Origin of the sequence: Mucilaginibacter sp. CSA2-8R, assembly GCF_038806765.1 — a bacterium.
In the GTDB taxonomy this organism is placed as follows: Bacteria; Bacteroidota; Bacteroidia; order Sphingobacteriales; family Sphingobacteriaceae; genus Mucilaginibacter.
Genome location: NZ_CP152389.1, coordinates 4,251,472 through 4,268,658, shown reverse-complemented (window position 1 = coordinate 4,268,658; position 17,187 = coordinate 4,251,472). Strand labels below are relative to the sequence as shown.

Sequence of the window (17,187 nt, the reverse complement as noted above, 5' to 3'; positions counted from 1 at the left end):
GATTAAATTTGCCCATATTTTACGCTCTTGAAAGACAAACGGAATATAATTATTGTAGCGCTGATAGTGAGTGTGGTGTTGATGCTGGCCAAATTCAGTGCTTATTTTATCACTTCCTCTAACTTTGTACTTACCGACGCTGCCGAAAGTATTGTAAATGTAGTAGCCAGTGCCTTCGCTTTTTTTAGTATTTATATTGCCTCACAGCCCCGCGACGAAAATCATCCTTATGGCCACGGAAAGGTTGAGTTTTTTTCGGTGTTTTTAGAGGGGGCGCTCATCTCTATAGCAGGTATCGGTATCCTTTTCAAATCAGTTTACGGATTGTTTTATCCACAAGAAATACATGAACTGTTAATAGGTGCGCTCATTATCGGTATCACCGGCGCCATTAACGGCGCCTTGGGCTATTACATGATTCATAAGGGCAAACAGCTGAAATCAATTACGCTGGATGCCGACGGCAGGCACCTGCTTACCGACATGGTGACCAGCGGCGGCCTGGTGTTAGGTTTATTGCTGATTTATTTTACCGGCTTTGCCTGGTTGGATAGTGTGCTCTCTATCACGGTTGGCTTATACATATGCTATAGCGGATATAAACTCATCCGCAAATCGGTAGCTGGTCTGATGGATGAAACCGACTTTGCGGTAGTAGAAGAAATTATAAGCGTGTTAAACACTGAGCGTAAACCGGAATGGATTGATATCCATAACCTGCGTGCTCAAAAATACGGTCACGAACTGCACTTGGATTGCCATATGACCTTGCCCAACTATTTCGACCTCAACCGCGTACATCAGGAAGTAGTGTTGGTTGATAAACTTATTAATGAAAAGGCTGGCGTGTTTACCGAACTGTTTATACATACCGACCCTTGTTTGCCGCAATGCTGCCACTACTGCAGCATGCCTAACTGTCCCATCCGGTCAGAACCTAAGCGGTTAGATATCGAATGGACCATGGAAAACATCATCCGCAACAAAAAACATTACGAATAATGTATTTTAATGTACGTGTTTACGGGTTGCTGATTAATAATCAGCAGGAGGTACTGCTTACCGACGAGCAGGAGCAGGGTTATCGCTTCACCAAGTTTCCGGGTGGAGGCCTGGAGTTTGGCGAAGGACTGACTGACGGCTTAAAGCGCGAATTTATAGAAGAGTGCGATACCGAAATTGACATTGTAAGCCACTTTTACACCACTGACTTTTATGTGAAGTCGGCTTTTAACGATTCGCAATTAATCAGCATTTACTATCTGGTTAAAAATGTATCGCCACTCACGTTCCCAATCAAAACCAAAGCCTTTGATTTTGACGGTACCGGAGATTCTTTGCAATCTTTCCGCTGGAAAAAGCTTAGCGAGTTAGAGGCTGCTGATGTAACCTTCCCGATAGACCAATATGTGGTGGACTTATTAAAAAACAAAGCATGACTTTAAGCGAGCGAGATTTAAAAGTAATATGGCACCCTTATACCCAAATGCAAACTGCTGCACCTCCGGTAGGTATTGTACGCGGCGAAGGTGCCTGTTTATATGACGAAGAAGGGAAATGTTACATCGACGCTATATCGTCATGGTGGGTAAATATTCATGGGCATGCACATCCTCATATAGCGGCTAAAGTTGCCGAACAGCTGCAAAAGCTGGAGCATGTTATTTTTGCAGGCTTTACCCACCAACCTGCTGTTGAACTGGCTGAACGCCTGCTGGGAATTATACCCAATAATCAGCGTAAAGTTTTTTATTCAGATAATGGCTCCACGGCAGTTGAAGTAGCCATAAAAATGTGCCTGCAATACTGGTATAACCGTGGCGGGCAACGCACCAAAATCATTGCGTTTAAAAATGCGTATCATGGCGATACCTTTGGTGCTATGGCCGTAAGTGCCCGCAGTGCCTTTACCAACGCGTTTGAAAAGCTGCTGTTTGATGTAGAGTTTATTGAGTTGCCCGATCAGGATAATATCGAAGATCTAAAAACTCAGATTACAGCCTTAAAAAATGAAATGGCATGTTTTATTTTTGAACCGCTGATTTTAGGGTCAGGGGGGATGCTGATGTATGAGGCTGCATACCTGGATGAACTGATAGTGCACTGCCATACAGAGAATATCTTTACCATTGCGGATGAAGTTTTTACAGGTTTTGGCCGTACAGGTAAAGCCTTTGCTTGCGACCACCTAAAGCATCAGCCCGATATCATGTGTTTTTCAAAGGGACTTACAGGCGGCACTATGGCTTTAGGGGTAACAACTTGCACTCAGCATATCTATGATGCTTTTCTGTCGGATGATAGGCTGAAAACTTTATTTCATGGCCATTCATTTACCGCCAACCCGGTAGCCTGTGCGGCAGCTTTGGCCAGTATGGATTTGTTTGTGGAGCCATCAACAGCTCAAAATATACAGCGTATCACTGAGAGTCACCGGCGGTTTGCCTTACAATTACAGGAGCATCAAGGTGTTAAAACGGTAAGGCAGACCGGAACTATATTGGCAATAGAGTGGGAAACCGGCAGCCAAACCTCTTATTTTAGTAATCTGCGCGACACGCTCTATCAATACTTTTTAAACGCCGGGATCATATTGCGGCCGTTAGGTAACGTGGTATACATTTTACCGCCCTATTGCATAACCAACGAGCAGCTCGATTATATTTACCGCACTATTTTGCAAGCGCTTAAAACTTTGTAAAACCTATGGAACTTAAAAGCCTGTTTACTCATATTGTAAATAACGACACTGTACACGCCCGCTGGTTAAACACCTTATCTTTGATGGAAAATACGGGGGCGCGTAAAATTTCTGCCAGTGAAGACCCAACTACAGTAACTTACATTATTTTGAAGCATGCAGCCGAAGAGCATCGTCATGCTTTCTATCTTAAAAAACAGATTGAAAAAATAGAAGGCGTTGCTTTGCCAACGTATTCACCCGAATATTTATTGGCCGCTACACATAGTAAACGGTACTTAAACCAGCTGGATATTGATGTTTGCCGATACCTTAAAGAAAAACTGGCACTAAAAGGCACTGAGCTGCGTTTTGCTGCCTATTTGCTGGTAACTTATGCTATCGAAGTACGTGCAGACGAACTTTACCCTGTTTATCAGGAGGCCCTTACCGAAGCAGGCAGTAAGGTAAACGTCAAATCAATTATCCTCGAAGAGGAAGGCCATTTGGAAGAAATGCTTAACCAGTTGCAAAACTTCTCTGCCGATTGGCAAGTACACGCTGATAAATCAGTAGCTATAGAAACTCGTTTGTTTGAGTCTTGGGTAAGCCAGGTTGGTGCTGAATTACAGATTTCTTAGAAATAAATTAGAATGTGTTGATAATGAGCGCGATAAATATTTATCGCGCTCTGTTAGATCAATAGTGCCGAATAGCTGCATGGCGATACGAACCAGATTTGATAGGTAGTATTGTATAAAGCACTTGGCCTCACAAGCTAATTTCAAATTAGCATGACTTGATTTATTTCATTTTTGGCTAACTTAGTGCTGTGGATAATTTTATTGTTTCGGCCCGAAAATACCGTCCGGTTACTTTTGAAAGCGTTGTAGGTCAGCAACATGTGACCAATACACTTAAAAACGCCATCAAAAATAATCAGCTGGCGCAGGCATTTTTATTCTGCGGGCCGCGTGGTGTAGGTAAAACTACTTGTGCACGTATTTTAGCCAAAACTATTAACTGTACTAACTTGCAGCCCAATGGCGAAGCCTGTGGGCAGTGCGATTCGTGCCGTGCTTTTCAAAACGGAAATTCTTTTAACGTACATGAGCTGGATGCTGCATCCAACAACTCGGTTGATGATATCCGCAGCCTGATTGAGCAGGTACGTATACCACCCCAGGCCGGCCGCTACAAGGTGTATATCATCGATGAGGTGCACATGCTATCGCAGGCGGCCTTCAACGCGTTTCTTAAAACGCTCGAGGAGCCACCTAACTATGCCATATTTATTTTAGCCACTACCGAAAAGCATAAAATACTGCCTACCATTTTATCCCGTTGTCAGATATTTGATTTTAACCGGATAAGGGTAGAGGATATGGCCAATCACCTATCTGCTATCGCTCAAAAAGAAAATATTGCTTACGAGCCCGACGGCCTGCACATTATTGCACTAAAGGCAGATGGCGGTTTGCGCGATGCCTTGTCGATGTTTGACCAGATTGTAAGCTTTTCGGGCGGGCAGGTTACTTATAAATCAGTAATTGATAACCTGAACATTCTGGATTATGATTACTATTTTAGTGTAACTGAAAGCTTGTTAGGCGAGGATACCTCAAAAACGCTATTATTGTTCGACGAAATTTTGAGCAATGGTTTTGACGGTAGCCACTTCATCACTGGCTTAAGTGGCCACCTGCGTAACCTGCTGGTGGCTAAAGATGCAGCAACCTTGCAGTTGTTAGAAGTGAGCGAGGGCATTAAGCAACGGTATTTACAGCAGTCGCAGCAATCTACACCGTCGTTCCTGCTATCAGCCATGAATATTGCTAACCAGTGCGATTTAAATTATCGGCTAAGCAAAAATCAGCGGTTGCAGGTAGAGTTAGCCTTGTTAAAAATATGCCACTTGCAGGCAGCCTTTACGGCGGCAAGTTTACCGGCCCAACAGGCATCACCAGCAGGTGAGGCTTTAAAAAAAAACACTGATCCAGTCGTAAACCCGGCTCCGGAGGTGCCAAAGCCGGCCAACGCTATACCTATTGAGGTATCGGTTGCGGTTAAAACACCGCCGATAGTTAGTGAGCCAAAGTCATCTTACCCATCGGCTACACCAGCACTTAAGCAACCCGAACCTGTTGCGCATCAAGCCGAGGCACTACCTTCGGCATCACCTCAGCCGGTCATTAAAAAGCCGGCGCCTACCCTGGCCGAAAACCCCGGTATGATTAAGCCACTTACCGGTTCGTTGCTGGCTACGCCATCTTTAAGCCCATCGTTAAAAGGTGGAGGTGGTGCAGGCGGCACAGTGATTGAAGAAGAGGAGGATCCTTACTTAAAGGGTACAGATAAGGAGCCTTTTACGCCGGATAGCTTTTTGAAGTGCTGGAACGACTTTGCTGCTAAAGTGAAAGTAGATGGTAAATCAACATTGTTTACGATATTAACTTCAAGCGCACCGGTGATGACAAAGCCGTACGCTTTTGAGGTGATTGTAAGCAACCGTACCCAGGAGGCCGTTTTTAGAGAGGAAAAGCCGGGCTTGATGAACCACTTGCGAACAACGTTGCGCAATTTCGACATCGAGGTGCAAACACGAATCGACGAGCAAACGGTGGTAAGAAAACCATATACATCCATAGAAAAGTTTCAGCACATGGCTGCTAAAAACCCTCAATTGATGGAATTAAAAAAGCGGTTTAACCTTGAGTTTGATTAAACCGCTTTCTCTGATATATTGATACGATAGCTGTCTGCCTAAGCAGGCAGCTACTATTTTAAATATTCGTCGTCTTCTTCGTCGCTGCCGCTAACGTCTTCGTCTGTCTTGATCTCGTCATCGTCGTCTTCATCCAGGTCGTCATCATTTTTAGGATAGCCTTCTTCATCTAAATCGTCACGGTCGTCTTCCGGTGTACGTGCCAGTGTTTCATCTACCGGGTCTAACTCTACAATTTTGCCGTCATCAATGTGCATACCTAAACCTTCGGCATCAGTTACCAATGATCTGTTTTTGTCATACTCGCCCTGGGTGTCGTATGGGTTAGCTTCGTCATAGCTCGAGTCAAAATCGCTGCCCCCGGGAGCTGCGGTGTCAAACAATTGCGGTGGATCATAATCCGGATCATCGCTTTCAATTTCTATTTCGTAGCTGTCCGTCTCTGGGTCGTACTTTAAATCGTGTGCTGATGGATTACTATCCAAGTCGTCTTTCAGTTTCTTATCTCTGTCCAGGTTTTCGTCATTGAAACCAGGGTAGAAGGTATCATCGTTTTTCATAGGGATAAACTTTATTTGTTTATTTAACAGAAAAAATCCTGCCAAAGTTTTAATCCAATAATTTATAGAAGACTTATTCGCGCGATATAGACTTGCGGTAAGAGGTATGACCGCCAACAGCAAACTTAAAGCCAATCACAAATTGAGTGTATAAATCTTTGTGGTTTCCCGCTTTAATGCCATCTAACTGGTCGCCCAGTACATAATTGTATTGGTATCCCAAATCTATTTTAACTGATGGCTCATCGTAGCTGTTAAAAATTTTAAACTCATAACCGGCTTTAATCGGGATGAACAGTTCTGTGCTGGTATTACGGCCGGTTGCAGTATAATCAGGAATATATAACGAAGTACGGTTAATTACATCCATGTTATTATAAATAACGCCCAAACCACCGCTTACATAAAAGTTTTTTAATGCATTAAACACTACGTTGCGCGAGTAATCCAACAATTCGCCGGCCTGTATTTGCGCTCTGAAAGTGGCTGCAGTATAATTATTTCTGAATTGCCGTCCTGACAAAGTGTTAACAGAGTCGCCACCGGCTAAGCGGCCTAATTGTACCTCAGCAATGTAATTTAAGAAGGGAGTATGGTTATACGTAAAATTCAGATGTACAGCCGGTGTCGCTTTTCTGGTATCGGCATCGGTATAGGCATAATTCAGGGCAATACCCAGGCCTGCATCATATTGTGCATAATTGTAGCCTAACTGGGCTTTTGCAAAAAAAGAGATAAGGCAAATGCTTATAGTAAGTATATATCTTTTCAAAACTGGCTTAGCGGCTATAGGTGTAACGTTTAAGAGTCGTCGTAATTTCTCCTGCAATGGTGCTGCTTGATGATTCGGTAACAACAAATGTCTGGTCGTCAATGCTTTCTAAAACATAATTCAAAAGTAAAGCTCCGCTTTTGAATTTCAGTGTTTTAATAGATGCGCTGCTGTTAGAGGAGTAATATCCTACAAAAACCCGGGCATACATCGTTGACGAAAAAGTAGCCTCATTATTTTCTCTAAAAATGAAATAATTCTGGTCACTATCACTGGGAATCGGATCGCCGCCAACCGGGGTATCGTTTCCGGTCGCCGTTAATATCTGTGTAGATACCAAATACCACTTACCCAGTAATTTTAAGTTTTGCAGGGAGGCTGGTATAACTGCTTCATCTTGCTTGCAACCGCCCACAAAGAGCATTGTTACCAAAATTATGAGTCCGTAAATCTGTTTCATCTGTACTTTCGCCTTAAAGGTAATCTTTTGTTTGCAACAAGTCAATTAATACGTAACAAGCATATTATAGGGTATAAAAAACATTAAAAATATTAAACCCAAACGTAAGATATATATATTTGGGGGTTTAAATAACCGAACAACAACAAACCCGATATGTCAAAAATTAAAGTAGAAAATCCGGTGGTTGAACTGGATGGCGACGAGATGACCCGCATCATCTGGCAATTTATCAAAGATAAATTGATATTCCCGTACCTTGACCTGGATGTAAAATATTTCGACCTGGGCATTGAGTACCGTGATGAGACCAACGACCAGGTAACTATTGATGCTGCCAATGCTATTAAACAATATGGTGTAGGTATTAAATGTGCTACCATTACGCCTGATGAGGCTCGTGTAGAGGAGTTTGGTTTAAAACAAATGTGGAAATCACCTAATGGTACTATCCGTAATATTTTGGACGGTACTGTATTTCGTGAGCCAATTGTAATGAACAACGTACCTCGGTTGGTACCTAACTGGACTGCGCCGATTTGTATTGGCCGTCACGCATTTGGCGACCAGTATCGTGCTACCGACTTTTTAACAAAAGGCAAAGGTAAACTCAAAATTACTTTTACTCCCGAAGATGGCGGCGAAGAGCAGTCATTCGAAGTATTTAACTTCAAAAGTGATGGTGTGGCTTTGGCTATGTATAATACTGATGAGTCTATCCGCGGTTTTGCACATGCTTGTTTTAACCAGGCGTTGATGAAAGGCTGGCCGTTATACTTGTCAACCAAAAACACCATCCTTAAAAAATATGATGGTCGCTTTAAAGATATCTTTGAAGAAATTTATCAGGCCGATTATAAAGCTAAGTTTGACGAAGCCGGTATTGTTTATGAGCACCGTTTAATTGATGATATGGTTGCCTCTGCCTTAAAATGGAACGGTAACTTTGTATGGGCTTGTAAAAACTATGATGGCGACGTACAATCTGATACCGTAGCACAAGGTTTTGGTTCATTAGGTTTAATGACCTCTACACTGGTTACTCCTGATGGTACCGTAATGGAAGCTGAAGCTGCGCACGGTACGGTTACACGCCACTATCGCGAGCACCAAAAAGGTCGCCCAACATCAACTAACCCAATTGCTTCTATCTTTGCCTGGACTCGTGGTTTAGAGTTCCGCGGTAAATTAGATAATAACCAGGAACTGATTGATTTTTGCCATACTTTAGAACAGGTGTGTGTCGAAACTGTAGAAAGTGGTAAAATGACTAAAGACTTAGCCATTACCATTAAACCTAAAGTTGAACATGGTACCGATTACCTGTATACCGAAGAGTTTTTAGAAGCTATCAACGAAAACCTGAAAGCTAAATTAGTTAAGTAATTAACAATTTGTATTTTTGAAAATGCTCTGCCCTTAAAAGCAGGGCATTTTTTTGTTTTATGTGTAGCATAAAAACTATCAGCCTCGTATCTATTAAAAAAATGTTAGTATGAAAACTCATTATTTAGTGTGCTTAATATTGCTATGCCTGGGTTGTACAAAAACTAAACAAGCTGCCGATAAAGTTGATGAACAATGTGATATGCCGGCTATTTATCGCTTAAATACTACTAAAGTAAATATAACCAATGGCGTGTGGGGAACGGTAAGCATAACACAAGGTGATTGTATGCCAACTTTTGGCGGAAAGAGCAGTTGTTCTACCTGTGCTATACAGCGGGAGGTACGTATTTATGAATATACAAAAAATACAGATGCAGTACGGAACAAAACAGGCGGGCCATTTTACGACAGTTTTAAAACAAAGCTGATCCAATCTGTACAAACGGATAATAAGGGCTTTTATCAAGCCACCTTACCCGACGGAGTGTACTCTATAATTATTGTTGAAAAAGGCCTTTTATATGCTTACATGGCGGATGGCCTGGGAGGCTTATCACCATTTACTGTAAGCCGGGGAAAAGTAAAGGCCGACCTGACGTTAAATTATGCTGTGTATTAGATAAGATTGTATAGGGTGCAGGTAAAATGAAATAATAAAAAACTAAATTTGGCAACATACATTATAGTCAATTCAGTTTTTAATATTTACCTGTCATGTCAACACTCTATCCGTTAAAGTTTAAAACCATTTACAAAGACAAAATCTGGGGTGGCCAGAAGATTAAAACGTATCTGCACAAAGATTTTGGCGATTTACCTAACTGCGGCGAAACCTGGGAAATATCTGGTGTGAAATCTGATGTATCTGTAGTGGATGGCGGAGAGCTGAACGGCCGCTCATTGGCTGATTTGCTGGAAGAGTATAAAGACGAGCTGGTGGGTAAAGCTGTTTACGGGCGTTTTGGCAATACCTTCCCGTTGTTGGTTAAGTTTATTGATGCTGCCGATGATTTATCTATCCAGGTGCACCCTGATGATGAATTAGCCAAAAAGCGCCATAATTCATTTGGTAAAACCGAAATGTGGTACGTGATTGAAGCTGATCCGGGTTCGAGCCTGATTGCCGGTTTTAACCAGGAGGTTAACCAGGAGGTTTATGTTGATAAACTAAACAGCGGTCACCTGACTGATATTTTAAACCGCGAAGATGTAAAGGCAGGCGATGTATTCTTTTTACCTGCAGGCAGAGTACACACCATCGGTAAAGGTTTATTGATTGCCGAAATACAGCAGACCTCAGATATCACTTACCGTATATACGATTTTGACCGCGTAGATGACAAAGGTCAGAAACGTGAGCTGCACACCGAAGAGGCTTTGGCAGCCATCGATTATAAAAAGTATCCGGAGTATAAAACCAAATACGAACCTAAAACGAATGAGGACGTACATTTGGTAAGCTGCCCTTACTTTACCACCAACGTATTGGATTACACCGAAAACTTGAGCAAAGATTATTCTGCGCTCGACTCTTTCGTAATTCATGTTTGCCTGGACGGTAGTTATGAGTTACATTACAATGGTAACACCATTAATGTAAAAATGGGTGATAGCATACTGCTGCCAAACAGTGTTAAACAAGTAGAGCTAACTACTACTAACGGCTTTAAAATTTTAGAGAGCTATATCGCTTAACTCATAATAAGCAATTGTTGAGGCCCTGTTATGGTTACTTGCATCACTGCATAACTATAACAGGGCTTTTTATTTAAGTAGTCCGCACCATTTCTACATGAGGGATGCCGTCTTCATCATAAATGTCACCTTCGGCTTTAAAACCAAACTTTGCATAAAAGGGCTGGGCATAAACCTGTGCCCCAATCCGAATGGGTGTGTTGCCAAACAAGCGCTGGCACTCTTCGAGCGCGTGCTGCATTAAGATGGAGCCGGTACCTGTCCCGCGTACGGCACTACTGGTAATAATGCGACCAATAGATACTTCTTTATACGATAAACCTGCCGGTACCAAACGGGCATAGGCAGCCAGCATGCTATCCTGCCATAACATCAGGTGATAACATTTCTGGTCTTTATTGTCAGCATCCTGAAAGGCACAGTTTTGTTCAACTACAAAGACCTCGTTGCGAAGCCGCAGAATAGCGTAAAGTTCAATATTGGTGAGATCGTAAAACGCCTTGCAGCGTTGTATATAGTTTATGAGGTTATGTGCCATGTATTGTTGTTTCAAAGGTAAGTAATTACCAATTATGTATGGAGCGTTAAATTGATAGTATTATGTATCTGCAAAGTCATATAAAAAGGTAGGGCTAACACAAACAATTGCATAGTCCTTAAATTTGAATCGGTCATTTCAAAAACACAACATATAGTGTTATACATGGCTCAACTATTTTATTATGGCAACAAAGCAATTAAAAGATATTAAATTTTCGGTACTCGATTTAGCCAGCGTAGCGCAAGGACAAACACCGGCCGACACTTTTAAAAATAGTGCCAACTTAGCTCAACATGCTGAAAGTTTGGGATACAACCGTTACTGGTTTGCCGAACATCATAACATGGAAAACGTGGCCAGTTCGGCAACGGCTGTATTGATTGGCCATATTGCAGGTAGTACCAATACCATTAGGGTAGGTTCTGGAGGCATTATGTTACCCAACCATGCTCCGTTAATTGTTGCAGAGCAATTTGGCACCCTAGCTTCGCTGTATCCTGGTCGTATTGATTTGGGCTTGGGTCGTGCTCCCGGATCTGATCAGTTAACCGCCATGGCTATACGCGGCGAAAATTTTGCTGCGGCCGAACATTTTCCGCAGGATGTACAACGCCTGCAAATGTTTTTTTCAGCTGATAACTATACCGGCAAGGTGAGGGCTATTCCTGGTGAAGGATTAGACATTCCGATATGGATATTGGGCTCAAGCCACGACAGTGCCCGGTTAGCTGCGGCTATGGGTTTACCTTATGCTTTCGCCAGTCATTTTGCGCCTGCTCTTTTTAAAACAGCTATTGAAATATACCGGAAAAACTTCCAGCCTTCGGTGCATTTAGATAAGCCTTATGTGATAGCTTGTGTAAATGTAGTAGCTGCTGATACCGATGCCGAGGCTAACCGGCTTGCTACCTCGTTATATCAGTTTTTTATGGGGGTGGTAACCGGTAAGCGCCAGTTGCTGCAACCGCCGGTAGATAGTATGGATGGTATATGGAGTTACCAGGAGCGGCAGGCAGCCATGCAAATGCTGGCTTACTCATTTTTTGCAGGCCCTGATACCCTGAAAAATAAGATGCAGGCCTTTATTGACGAAACACAGGTGAACGAGATAATGGCTACCTCTCATATTTTTGAGCATAGCGCCCGTCTCCGTTCATACGAAATACTGGCAGACGTATTTAAAAAAGGTTAAGCTGAAGTGACATAAAAGCGAATTAAGTACAATATATTGGCCTTAATTATCAGCTGATCTTATTTGCATGTCACAAAACTCCCTGCAACGACGCTTAGGTTTATTACAGGCTACGGCCATTAACATGACCGACATGGTGGGCATTGGCCCTTTCATCACCCTGCCAATGGTAATAGGGATGATGAACGGGCCTTATTTTTTATATGCCTGGCTGGCCGGTGCTGTACTATCACTGGTTGATGCTATGGTATGGAGCGAGTTAGGGGCAGCCTTCCCAAAGGCAGGTGGCTCTTATAACTTTTTAAAGGAAACTTACGGAAAACAGGGGTTTGGCCGCTTAATGAGCTTTTTGTTTGTTTGGCAAACCATGATCCAGGCCCCACTGGTAATTGCCTCGGCCGCCATTGGATTTGCTTCCTACTTTTCTTACCTGGTACCGTTATCAACCTTGCAAAGTAAATTAATTAGTGGGGGCGTAGTCATCGCAATTATTGCTTTGTTGTATCGTAAAATTGAACATATTGGTAAAATCAGTGTGCTTTTGTGGGGTGCTGTGTTGTGCACTATGTTTTGGATTATTGGCGGAGGCATTGCACACGGCAACTTTTCTGCCCCAATCAGGCACGTTAACGATGGCATCACTTTAAATTATGCTTTTGTGGCAGCCATAGGTTTTGCCAGCGTAAAAAGTGTGTACAGCTATTTAGGTTATTACAACGTATGCCATTTAGGCGAAGAAATTATCAATCCGTCGCGTAATATTCCGCGTAGTATGTTTTTGTCTATCGCTGGTATCGCTACGCTGTATTTATGCATGAATATTAGCGTAGTTAGTGTAATTCCGTGGCAACAAGCCAAGGATAGTCAGTTTGTAATTAGTGATTTTATGCATCAGCTGGCAGGGCCTACAGCTGCCAAAATAGTGACCTGCCTGATTTTGCTCGTCGCATTTGCCTCTGTTTTTTCGGCTACTTTGGGTTATAGCCGCATCCCTTACGCTGCAGCGGCTGATGGCGCATTTTTTAAAGTTTTTGCCCGGCTGCACCCTACCGGTAATTTCCCATATGTATCACTGTTGGTTTTGGGGGCTATAGCCTTTATTTTTAGTTTACTGTTTAAACTGAGTGATGTGATCAGTGCCATACTGGCCATGCGTATTTTAATACAATTTATTTCGCAGGCTATTGGTTTATATTTACTTCGCAGAGCTAAAAGCGAAACAGAGTTTCCATACAAAATGCCCTTTTTTCCGCTGCCTATTTTTTTAGCGATTTTGATGTGGGCCGGCATATTAATTTCAACAGGTGTAAATATGGTATTGGGTGGTTTGGCCGCCATTGCTACAGGCACGATAGTTTATTTTATTAAGGCACGCGTTAACCGCGAGTGGCCTTACACGCCTGCTGCCTTAAAAAAATAAGATTATATGCACAGGTAAATTAGCCTGTGCATGTAATTATTATTTAGCTCCTGTCTACCATTTTCCAGTTGCTTTCACTGTAACGGTCGCCGGTGTTGGGGTATTTGGCCAATAAGTCATCAATGGCTTTAAAGTCGGCTTCATTTAAAGACACATTAACAGCAGCAGCATTTTCTTCCAGGTATTTTCGTTTTTTGGTGCCGGGTATAGGTATAATATGTTCGCCTTGTGCCAATACCCAGGCTAAGGCTAATTGGGCAGGTGTACAGTGTTTTTGCCCGGCCAATTCTGCAAAGCCTTTAACCAGCTGGTTATTGTTGTCTTGGTGTTCTTTTTGGTAACGTGGCAAGTTTTTACGAAAGTCGCCTTCAGCCAGGTTGTCGGTATTCAGGGTATTGGTAACTAAACCACGTGCCAGCGGACTAAACGGTACAAAGCTAATACCTAACTCTTTACAAAGCGGCAATACGTCGTGCTCGGGTTCGCGGGTTAACAATGAGTATTCGCTTTGCAATGCACTGATGGGGTGCACTGCATGTGCTTTTTTGATGGAGTTGACCGAAGCTTCTGATAAACCTAAAAATCTTACTTTACCTTGTATAACCAGTTCTGCCATCGCGCCTACCATTTCCTCAACCGGAACGTTTGGGTCAATGCGGTGTGCATAGTATAAATCAATAACATCGGTCTTTAAACGTTTTAAACTTTCTTCTACGGCGGTTTTCATATAAGCCGGAGAACCGTTGAATGACATGCCTTTGCCGTCGGCATTCTGCGTGAACCCAAATTTGGTGGCAATAAATATTTTACTGCGGTTGGGCGCCAGCACTTTGGCAATCAGTTCTTCGTTTTTACCGCTACCGTATACATCAGCGGTATCCCAAAAGTTTACCCCTAAATCCAAAGCCCGGTGTAGGGTAGCAATTGATTCTTCATCGTTGGGCTCGCCGTATGCATGGCTCATGCTCATACAGCCTAAGCCTGTAGCTGATAGCTGTTCGCCGGTTTTTCCTAACTCTCTGTATTTCATAAATTTTGTTTAGCGTTTACAATTCACAATCGGTAAGTAAGGTAGTTTGCCCAATATTTACTTTTAACAATTTATCAATTTTAATCTCCTGTTAAAATATATGACAAAGCAGAATAATATCGTTTCTTTTAGTGATTTTAATTTTAGTTGTGCAGTGTATAATGTACTTTTGAGTATAAAGTAACCTTTCTAACCCACTGGCTAATACGGTTAAACGCTATCATTATAAAGTTAGAGCCGTTATAATTTGTAAGGGTAATAACGGAGAAATATACTGATACATCCCGTATTCATTTGACGATATCTATGCGCTTGTTGCGGCTATGGCCTGTTTATTTCATTATACTATTTGCTATCCATAGTAATCTATTAGCCGCAAGCTTAAATAATAAATGCACGCCTTGTGCCAAGAATGGTTTCATCGACTTACGCCGGCAATCTTTTGATGATATTTTAGATCTTGATGGCGAGTGGTTATTTAACTGGAAACAGCTATTAAGCCCCACGCAATTTGAAGTTAAACCATCTGCAACCGTCGAGTTTCCGGCCCTTTGGAAAAATATAAAAGTTAACGGCCGTGCTATACCTCCAATAGGATATGGAACATACAGACTTACCGTTTTACTGCCGCATGGTGTAAGTCCGTTAAAAATAAGCATGCCTGATGTGTATTGTGCCTATCGCTTTTATGTTAATGGGCAGTTAGCCGCTGAAAATGGCAATGTTACTACATCACCTAAAAACTTTGTGCCGCGCTGGCAAATCAATGAGGTAGATATACCCGCTAAAACAGACACACTGAGGCTTGTTTTACAAGTTGCCAATTTTGTTCATAGTAAAGGCGGTACCAATCAATCAGTGCTTATCGGCACTAAAAAAATTATTGAACTCCATAGTTTTCGCTCCAATGCTATCGACTTATTACTGACTGGGTGTTTGTTAATGGCCGGACTGTTCTTTTTAGGTTTATATCTGTTAGGCAACAGGGATAAAGCTATATTGATGTTTGCCCTGTTTTCAATTATTTACAGCTACCGGATTTTCGGTACCGACAATTATGTATTGCATACGTTGCTGCCTAATCTAAGCTGGTATTTTACCATCCAGCTCGAGTATATCAGCCTTTTTGCCGGCATCGGCCTGTTCGCATTTTACTGCCATTACCTGTACCCAAAAGACCAAAACAGTAAGATGGTTTATAGTGTAGGTGCTATCTGTGCGGCATTTGTAGCAGCTACTTTAATTTTGAGCCCGTGGTACTTCACACAGTTAATCAGCCCGTTTATTGTTGTGTCGGTTGTCTGTATATGTTATGTACCTTATTTGTATATCAAAGCCTATCGTAACAAGCGGCCAGGATCTGTCTATTCGCTAATAAGCAGTTTTGTATTAATGTCTGTATTCCTCATTTCAATATTACATTACTGGGGTGTTTTACCACAAACACCGATGATTAATTTTGTTGGGTACATGGCATTCTTTTTTTTACAGTCGCTGGTGCTTTCGCACCGGGTGTCGTTTACGCTTAAGCGTGCCAACTCGCAAGCTGCCGAAGGTTTAAAGGCAAAATCGGAGTTTTTGAGCACCATGAGCCATGAAATCAGAACGCCGCTTAATTCGGTAATTGGTTTAAGCCATTTATTACTCAAAAACGAACCCAGGCACGATCAGCAGGAGCATCTTAACGCCATGATATTTTCGGCCAATAACCTGCTCAATATTGTCAATGATATTTTAGACTACAGCAAAATAGAAGCAGGTAAAATTGCTTTCGAAAATATTGAGATGGATATAGCCGGGTTGGCTGCCGCTGTTGTTAAAAGTCTGCAAACTGCTGCGCAGGATAAGGGTTTGGATTTACAACTGGCGGTGGATGCCGATTTAAAGTGTACTGTTTTTGGTGACCCTACCCGTGCCTCGCAAGTTATAACCAATTTAGTGCACAACGCAATCAAATTTACTTTAAAGGGCCAGGTAACTTTGTCAATCACTGTTCAATCGCAAACAGAGCACGAGGTTTCCCTGCGCATTGAAGTAAAAGATACCGGGATAGGTATATCGTTAAAGAACCAGGCACTGATTTTTGAACGTTTTACTCAGGCGGATTCATCTACATCAAGAGGTTTTGGGGGTACAGGGTTAGGTTTGTCTATCTGTAAAAGAATACTTGAGCTGCAGCATTCTTCGTTACAATTAACCAGTAAAGAAGGCGCAGGCTCTAATTTCTTTTTTATTCAAAGCTTTGAGAAAGCAAACAGTATAGTTAAACCAAAAGTAGTTGAGCCCAAAACCACCAGCGATCCTAAGTCTCTTGCAGGTGTACAAATTTTACTGGCCGAAGATAACCCCATGAATGTGATGGTAGCCCAGGCGTTTTTAAAACGTTGGGGAGCATCGGTAGAAGTAGCTGTTAACGGGCAGGAAGCGCTTGACAAGCTGGATGTTGATCGGCATCAGCTTATTTTGATGGATATACATATGCCGGTGATGGATGGCTATCAAACAGCAAATAGGATGCGTCGTAATGGAGTAAACACGCCTATCATAGCTTTAACGGCAACATTGCCTTCCGAAATAGGATTTGACCTGGCCATTAATGGTATTAACGATATGCTGTTAAAGCCATTTTTGCCAGATGAGTTACATGCCAAAATTTCTCACCATATTTTTAAAAATAAAACTGCAGTTGGGACACCGCTTATTAAGCAGGAGGTTTAAATTTT

General features: G+C 42.2%; 16 protein-coding genes. 11 read left to right on the top strand and 5 right to left on the bottom strand.

The window, feature by feature from the left end; translation table 11 throughout:
- Window positions 1-27: 27 nt before the first annotated feature.
- From AAGR14_RS18070 to AAGR14_RS18050, 5 genes are all read left to right on the top strand, one after another.
- Window positions 28-1,002: a cation diffusion facilitator family transporter gene (locus AAGR14_RS18070; protein ID WP_342645645.1), complete on the top strand. Its 975-nt coding sequence runs from the start codon at window positions 28-30 to the stop codon at window positions 1,000-1,002.
- Window positions 999-1,439: an NUDIX domain-containing protein gene (locus tag AAGR14_RS18065; RefSeq protein WP_342648705.1), complete on the top strand. Its 441-nt coding sequence runs from the start codon at window positions 999-1,001 to the stop codon at window positions 1,437-1,439. Before AAGR14_RS18070 ends, AAGR14_RS18065 begins: the two co-directional genes overlap by 4 nt.
- Window positions 1,436-2,701, top strand: coding sequence for an adenosylmethionine--8-amino-7-oxononanoate transaminase (gene bioA / locus AAGR14_RS18060; RefSeq protein ID WP_342645644.1), 1,266 nt, complete (start codon window positions 1,436-1,438; stop codon window positions 2,699-2,701). The genes AAGR14_RS18065 and bioA overlap by 4 nt, the downstream gene beginning before the upstream one ends.
- Before the next feature lie 5 nt (window positions 2,702-2,706).
- Window positions 2,707-3,321: a hypothetical protein gene (locus AAGR14_RS18055; RefSeq protein WP_342645643.1), complete on the top strand. Its 615-nt coding sequence runs from the start codon at window positions 2,707-2,709 to the stop codon at window positions 3,319-3,321.
- 191 nt (window positions 3,322-3,512) lie between these two features.
- Window positions 3,513-5,405 carry a DNA polymerase III subunit gamma/tau gene (locus AAGR14_RS18050; protein ID WP_342645642.1) on the top strand — a complete coding sequence of 631 codons (1,893 nt, stop codon included), beginning with the start codon at window positions 3,513-3,515 and terminating at the stop codon, window positions 5,403-5,405.
- Window positions 5,406-5,458: 53 nt separating this feature from the next.
- Here the strand turns inward: AAGR14_RS18050 and AAGR14_RS18045 are convergent, their stop codons facing one another.
- From AAGR14_RS18045 to AAGR14_RS18035, 3 genes are all read right to left on the bottom strand, one after another.
- Window positions 5,459-5,965, bottom strand: a complete 507-nt coding sequence (locus AAGR14_RS18045; protein ID WP_342645641.1) for a hypothetical protein — start codon at window positions 5,963-5,965, stop codon at window positions 5,459-5,461.
- 73 nt (window positions 5,966-6,038) lie between these two features.
- Window positions 6,039-6,737, bottom strand: coding sequence for a hypothetical protein (locus tag AAGR14_RS18040; RefSeq protein ID WP_342645640.1), 699 nt, complete (start codon window positions 6,735-6,737; stop codon window positions 6,039-6,041).
- A gap of 7 nt (window positions 6,738-6,744) precedes the next feature.
- Window positions 6,745-7,197: a hypothetical protein gene (locus tag AAGR14_RS18035; RefSeq protein ID WP_342645639.1), complete on the bottom strand. Its 453-nt coding sequence runs from the start codon at window positions 7,195-7,197 to the stop codon at window positions 6,745-6,747.
- Between the two features lie 156 nt (window positions 7,198-7,353).
- Here AAGR14_RS18035 and AAGR14_RS18030 point away from each other — a divergent pair, with 156 nt between their 5' ends.
- The 3 genes from AAGR14_RS18030 (at window position 7,354) to AAGR14_RS18020 (ending at window position 10,281) form a co-directional block, all read left to right on the top strand.
- On the top strand, window positions 7,354-8,583 hold the full coding sequence (locus AAGR14_RS18030) for an NADP-dependent isocitrate dehydrogenase (protein ID WP_342645638.1): 1,230 nt from the start codon (window positions 7,354-7,356) through the stop codon (window positions 8,581-8,583).
- 109 nt (window positions 8,584-8,692) lie between these two features.
- A complete protein-coding gene (locus AAGR14_RS18025) occupies window positions 8,693-9,205 on the top strand; it encodes a hypothetical protein (RefSeq protein WP_342645637.1) in 513 nt (170 codons plus the stop codon).
- Between the two features lie 95 nt (window positions 9,206-9,300).
- A complete protein-coding gene (locus AAGR14_RS18020) occupies window positions 9,301-10,281 on the top strand; it encodes a type I phosphomannose isomerase catalytic subunit (RefSeq protein ID WP_342645636.1) in 981 nt (326 codons plus the stop codon).
- Between the two features lie 73 nt (window positions 10,282-10,354).
- Here AAGR14_RS18020 and AAGR14_RS18015 read toward each other — a convergent pair whose 3' ends face one another.
- Window positions 10,355-10,819, bottom strand: coding sequence for a GNAT family N-acetyltransferase (locus AAGR14_RS18015; protein ID WP_342645635.1), 465 nt, complete (start codon window positions 10,817-10,819; stop codon window positions 10,355-10,357).
- A gap of 184 nt (window positions 10,820-11,003) precedes the next feature.
- Here AAGR14_RS18015 and AAGR14_RS18010 point away from each other — a divergent pair, with 184 nt between their 5' ends.
- Both AAGR14_RS18010 and AAGR14_RS18005 read left to right on the top strand, forming a co-directional pair.
- Window positions 11,004-12,014, top strand: a complete 1,011-nt coding sequence (locus AAGR14_RS18010; protein ID WP_342645634.1) for an LLM class flavin-dependent oxidoreductase — start codon at window positions 11,004-11,006, stop codon at window positions 12,012-12,014.
- A 67-nt stretch (window positions 12,015-12,081) separates the two neighbouring features.
- Entirely contained in the window at window positions 12,082-13,434 is a 1,353-nt protein-coding gene (locus tag AAGR14_RS18005; protein WP_342645633.1) for an amino acid permease, read from the top strand.
- A gap of 43 nt (window positions 13,435-13,477) precedes the next feature.
- On the opposite strand, the gene AAGR14_RS18000 is transcribed toward AAGR14_RS18005, so the two are convergent.
- Complete coding sequence (locus AAGR14_RS18000) at window positions 13,478-14,464, bottom strand: aldo/keto reductase (RefSeq protein ID WP_342645632.1); 987 nt, start codon at window positions 14,462-14,464, stop codon at window positions 13,478-13,480.
- A 306-nt stretch (window positions 14,465-14,770) separates the two neighbouring features.
- Between AAGR14_RS18000 and AAGR14_RS17995 the strand changes: the two genes are divergently transcribed.
- The gene (locus AAGR14_RS17995; protein ID WP_342645631.1) at window positions 14,771-17,182 is read left to right on the top strand and encodes an ATP-binding protein; all 2,412 of its coding nucleotides are present in this window, start codon (window positions 14,771-14,773) and stop codon (window positions 17,180-17,182) included.
- The last annotated feature ends 5 nt before the right edge of the window (window positions 17,183-17,187 follow it).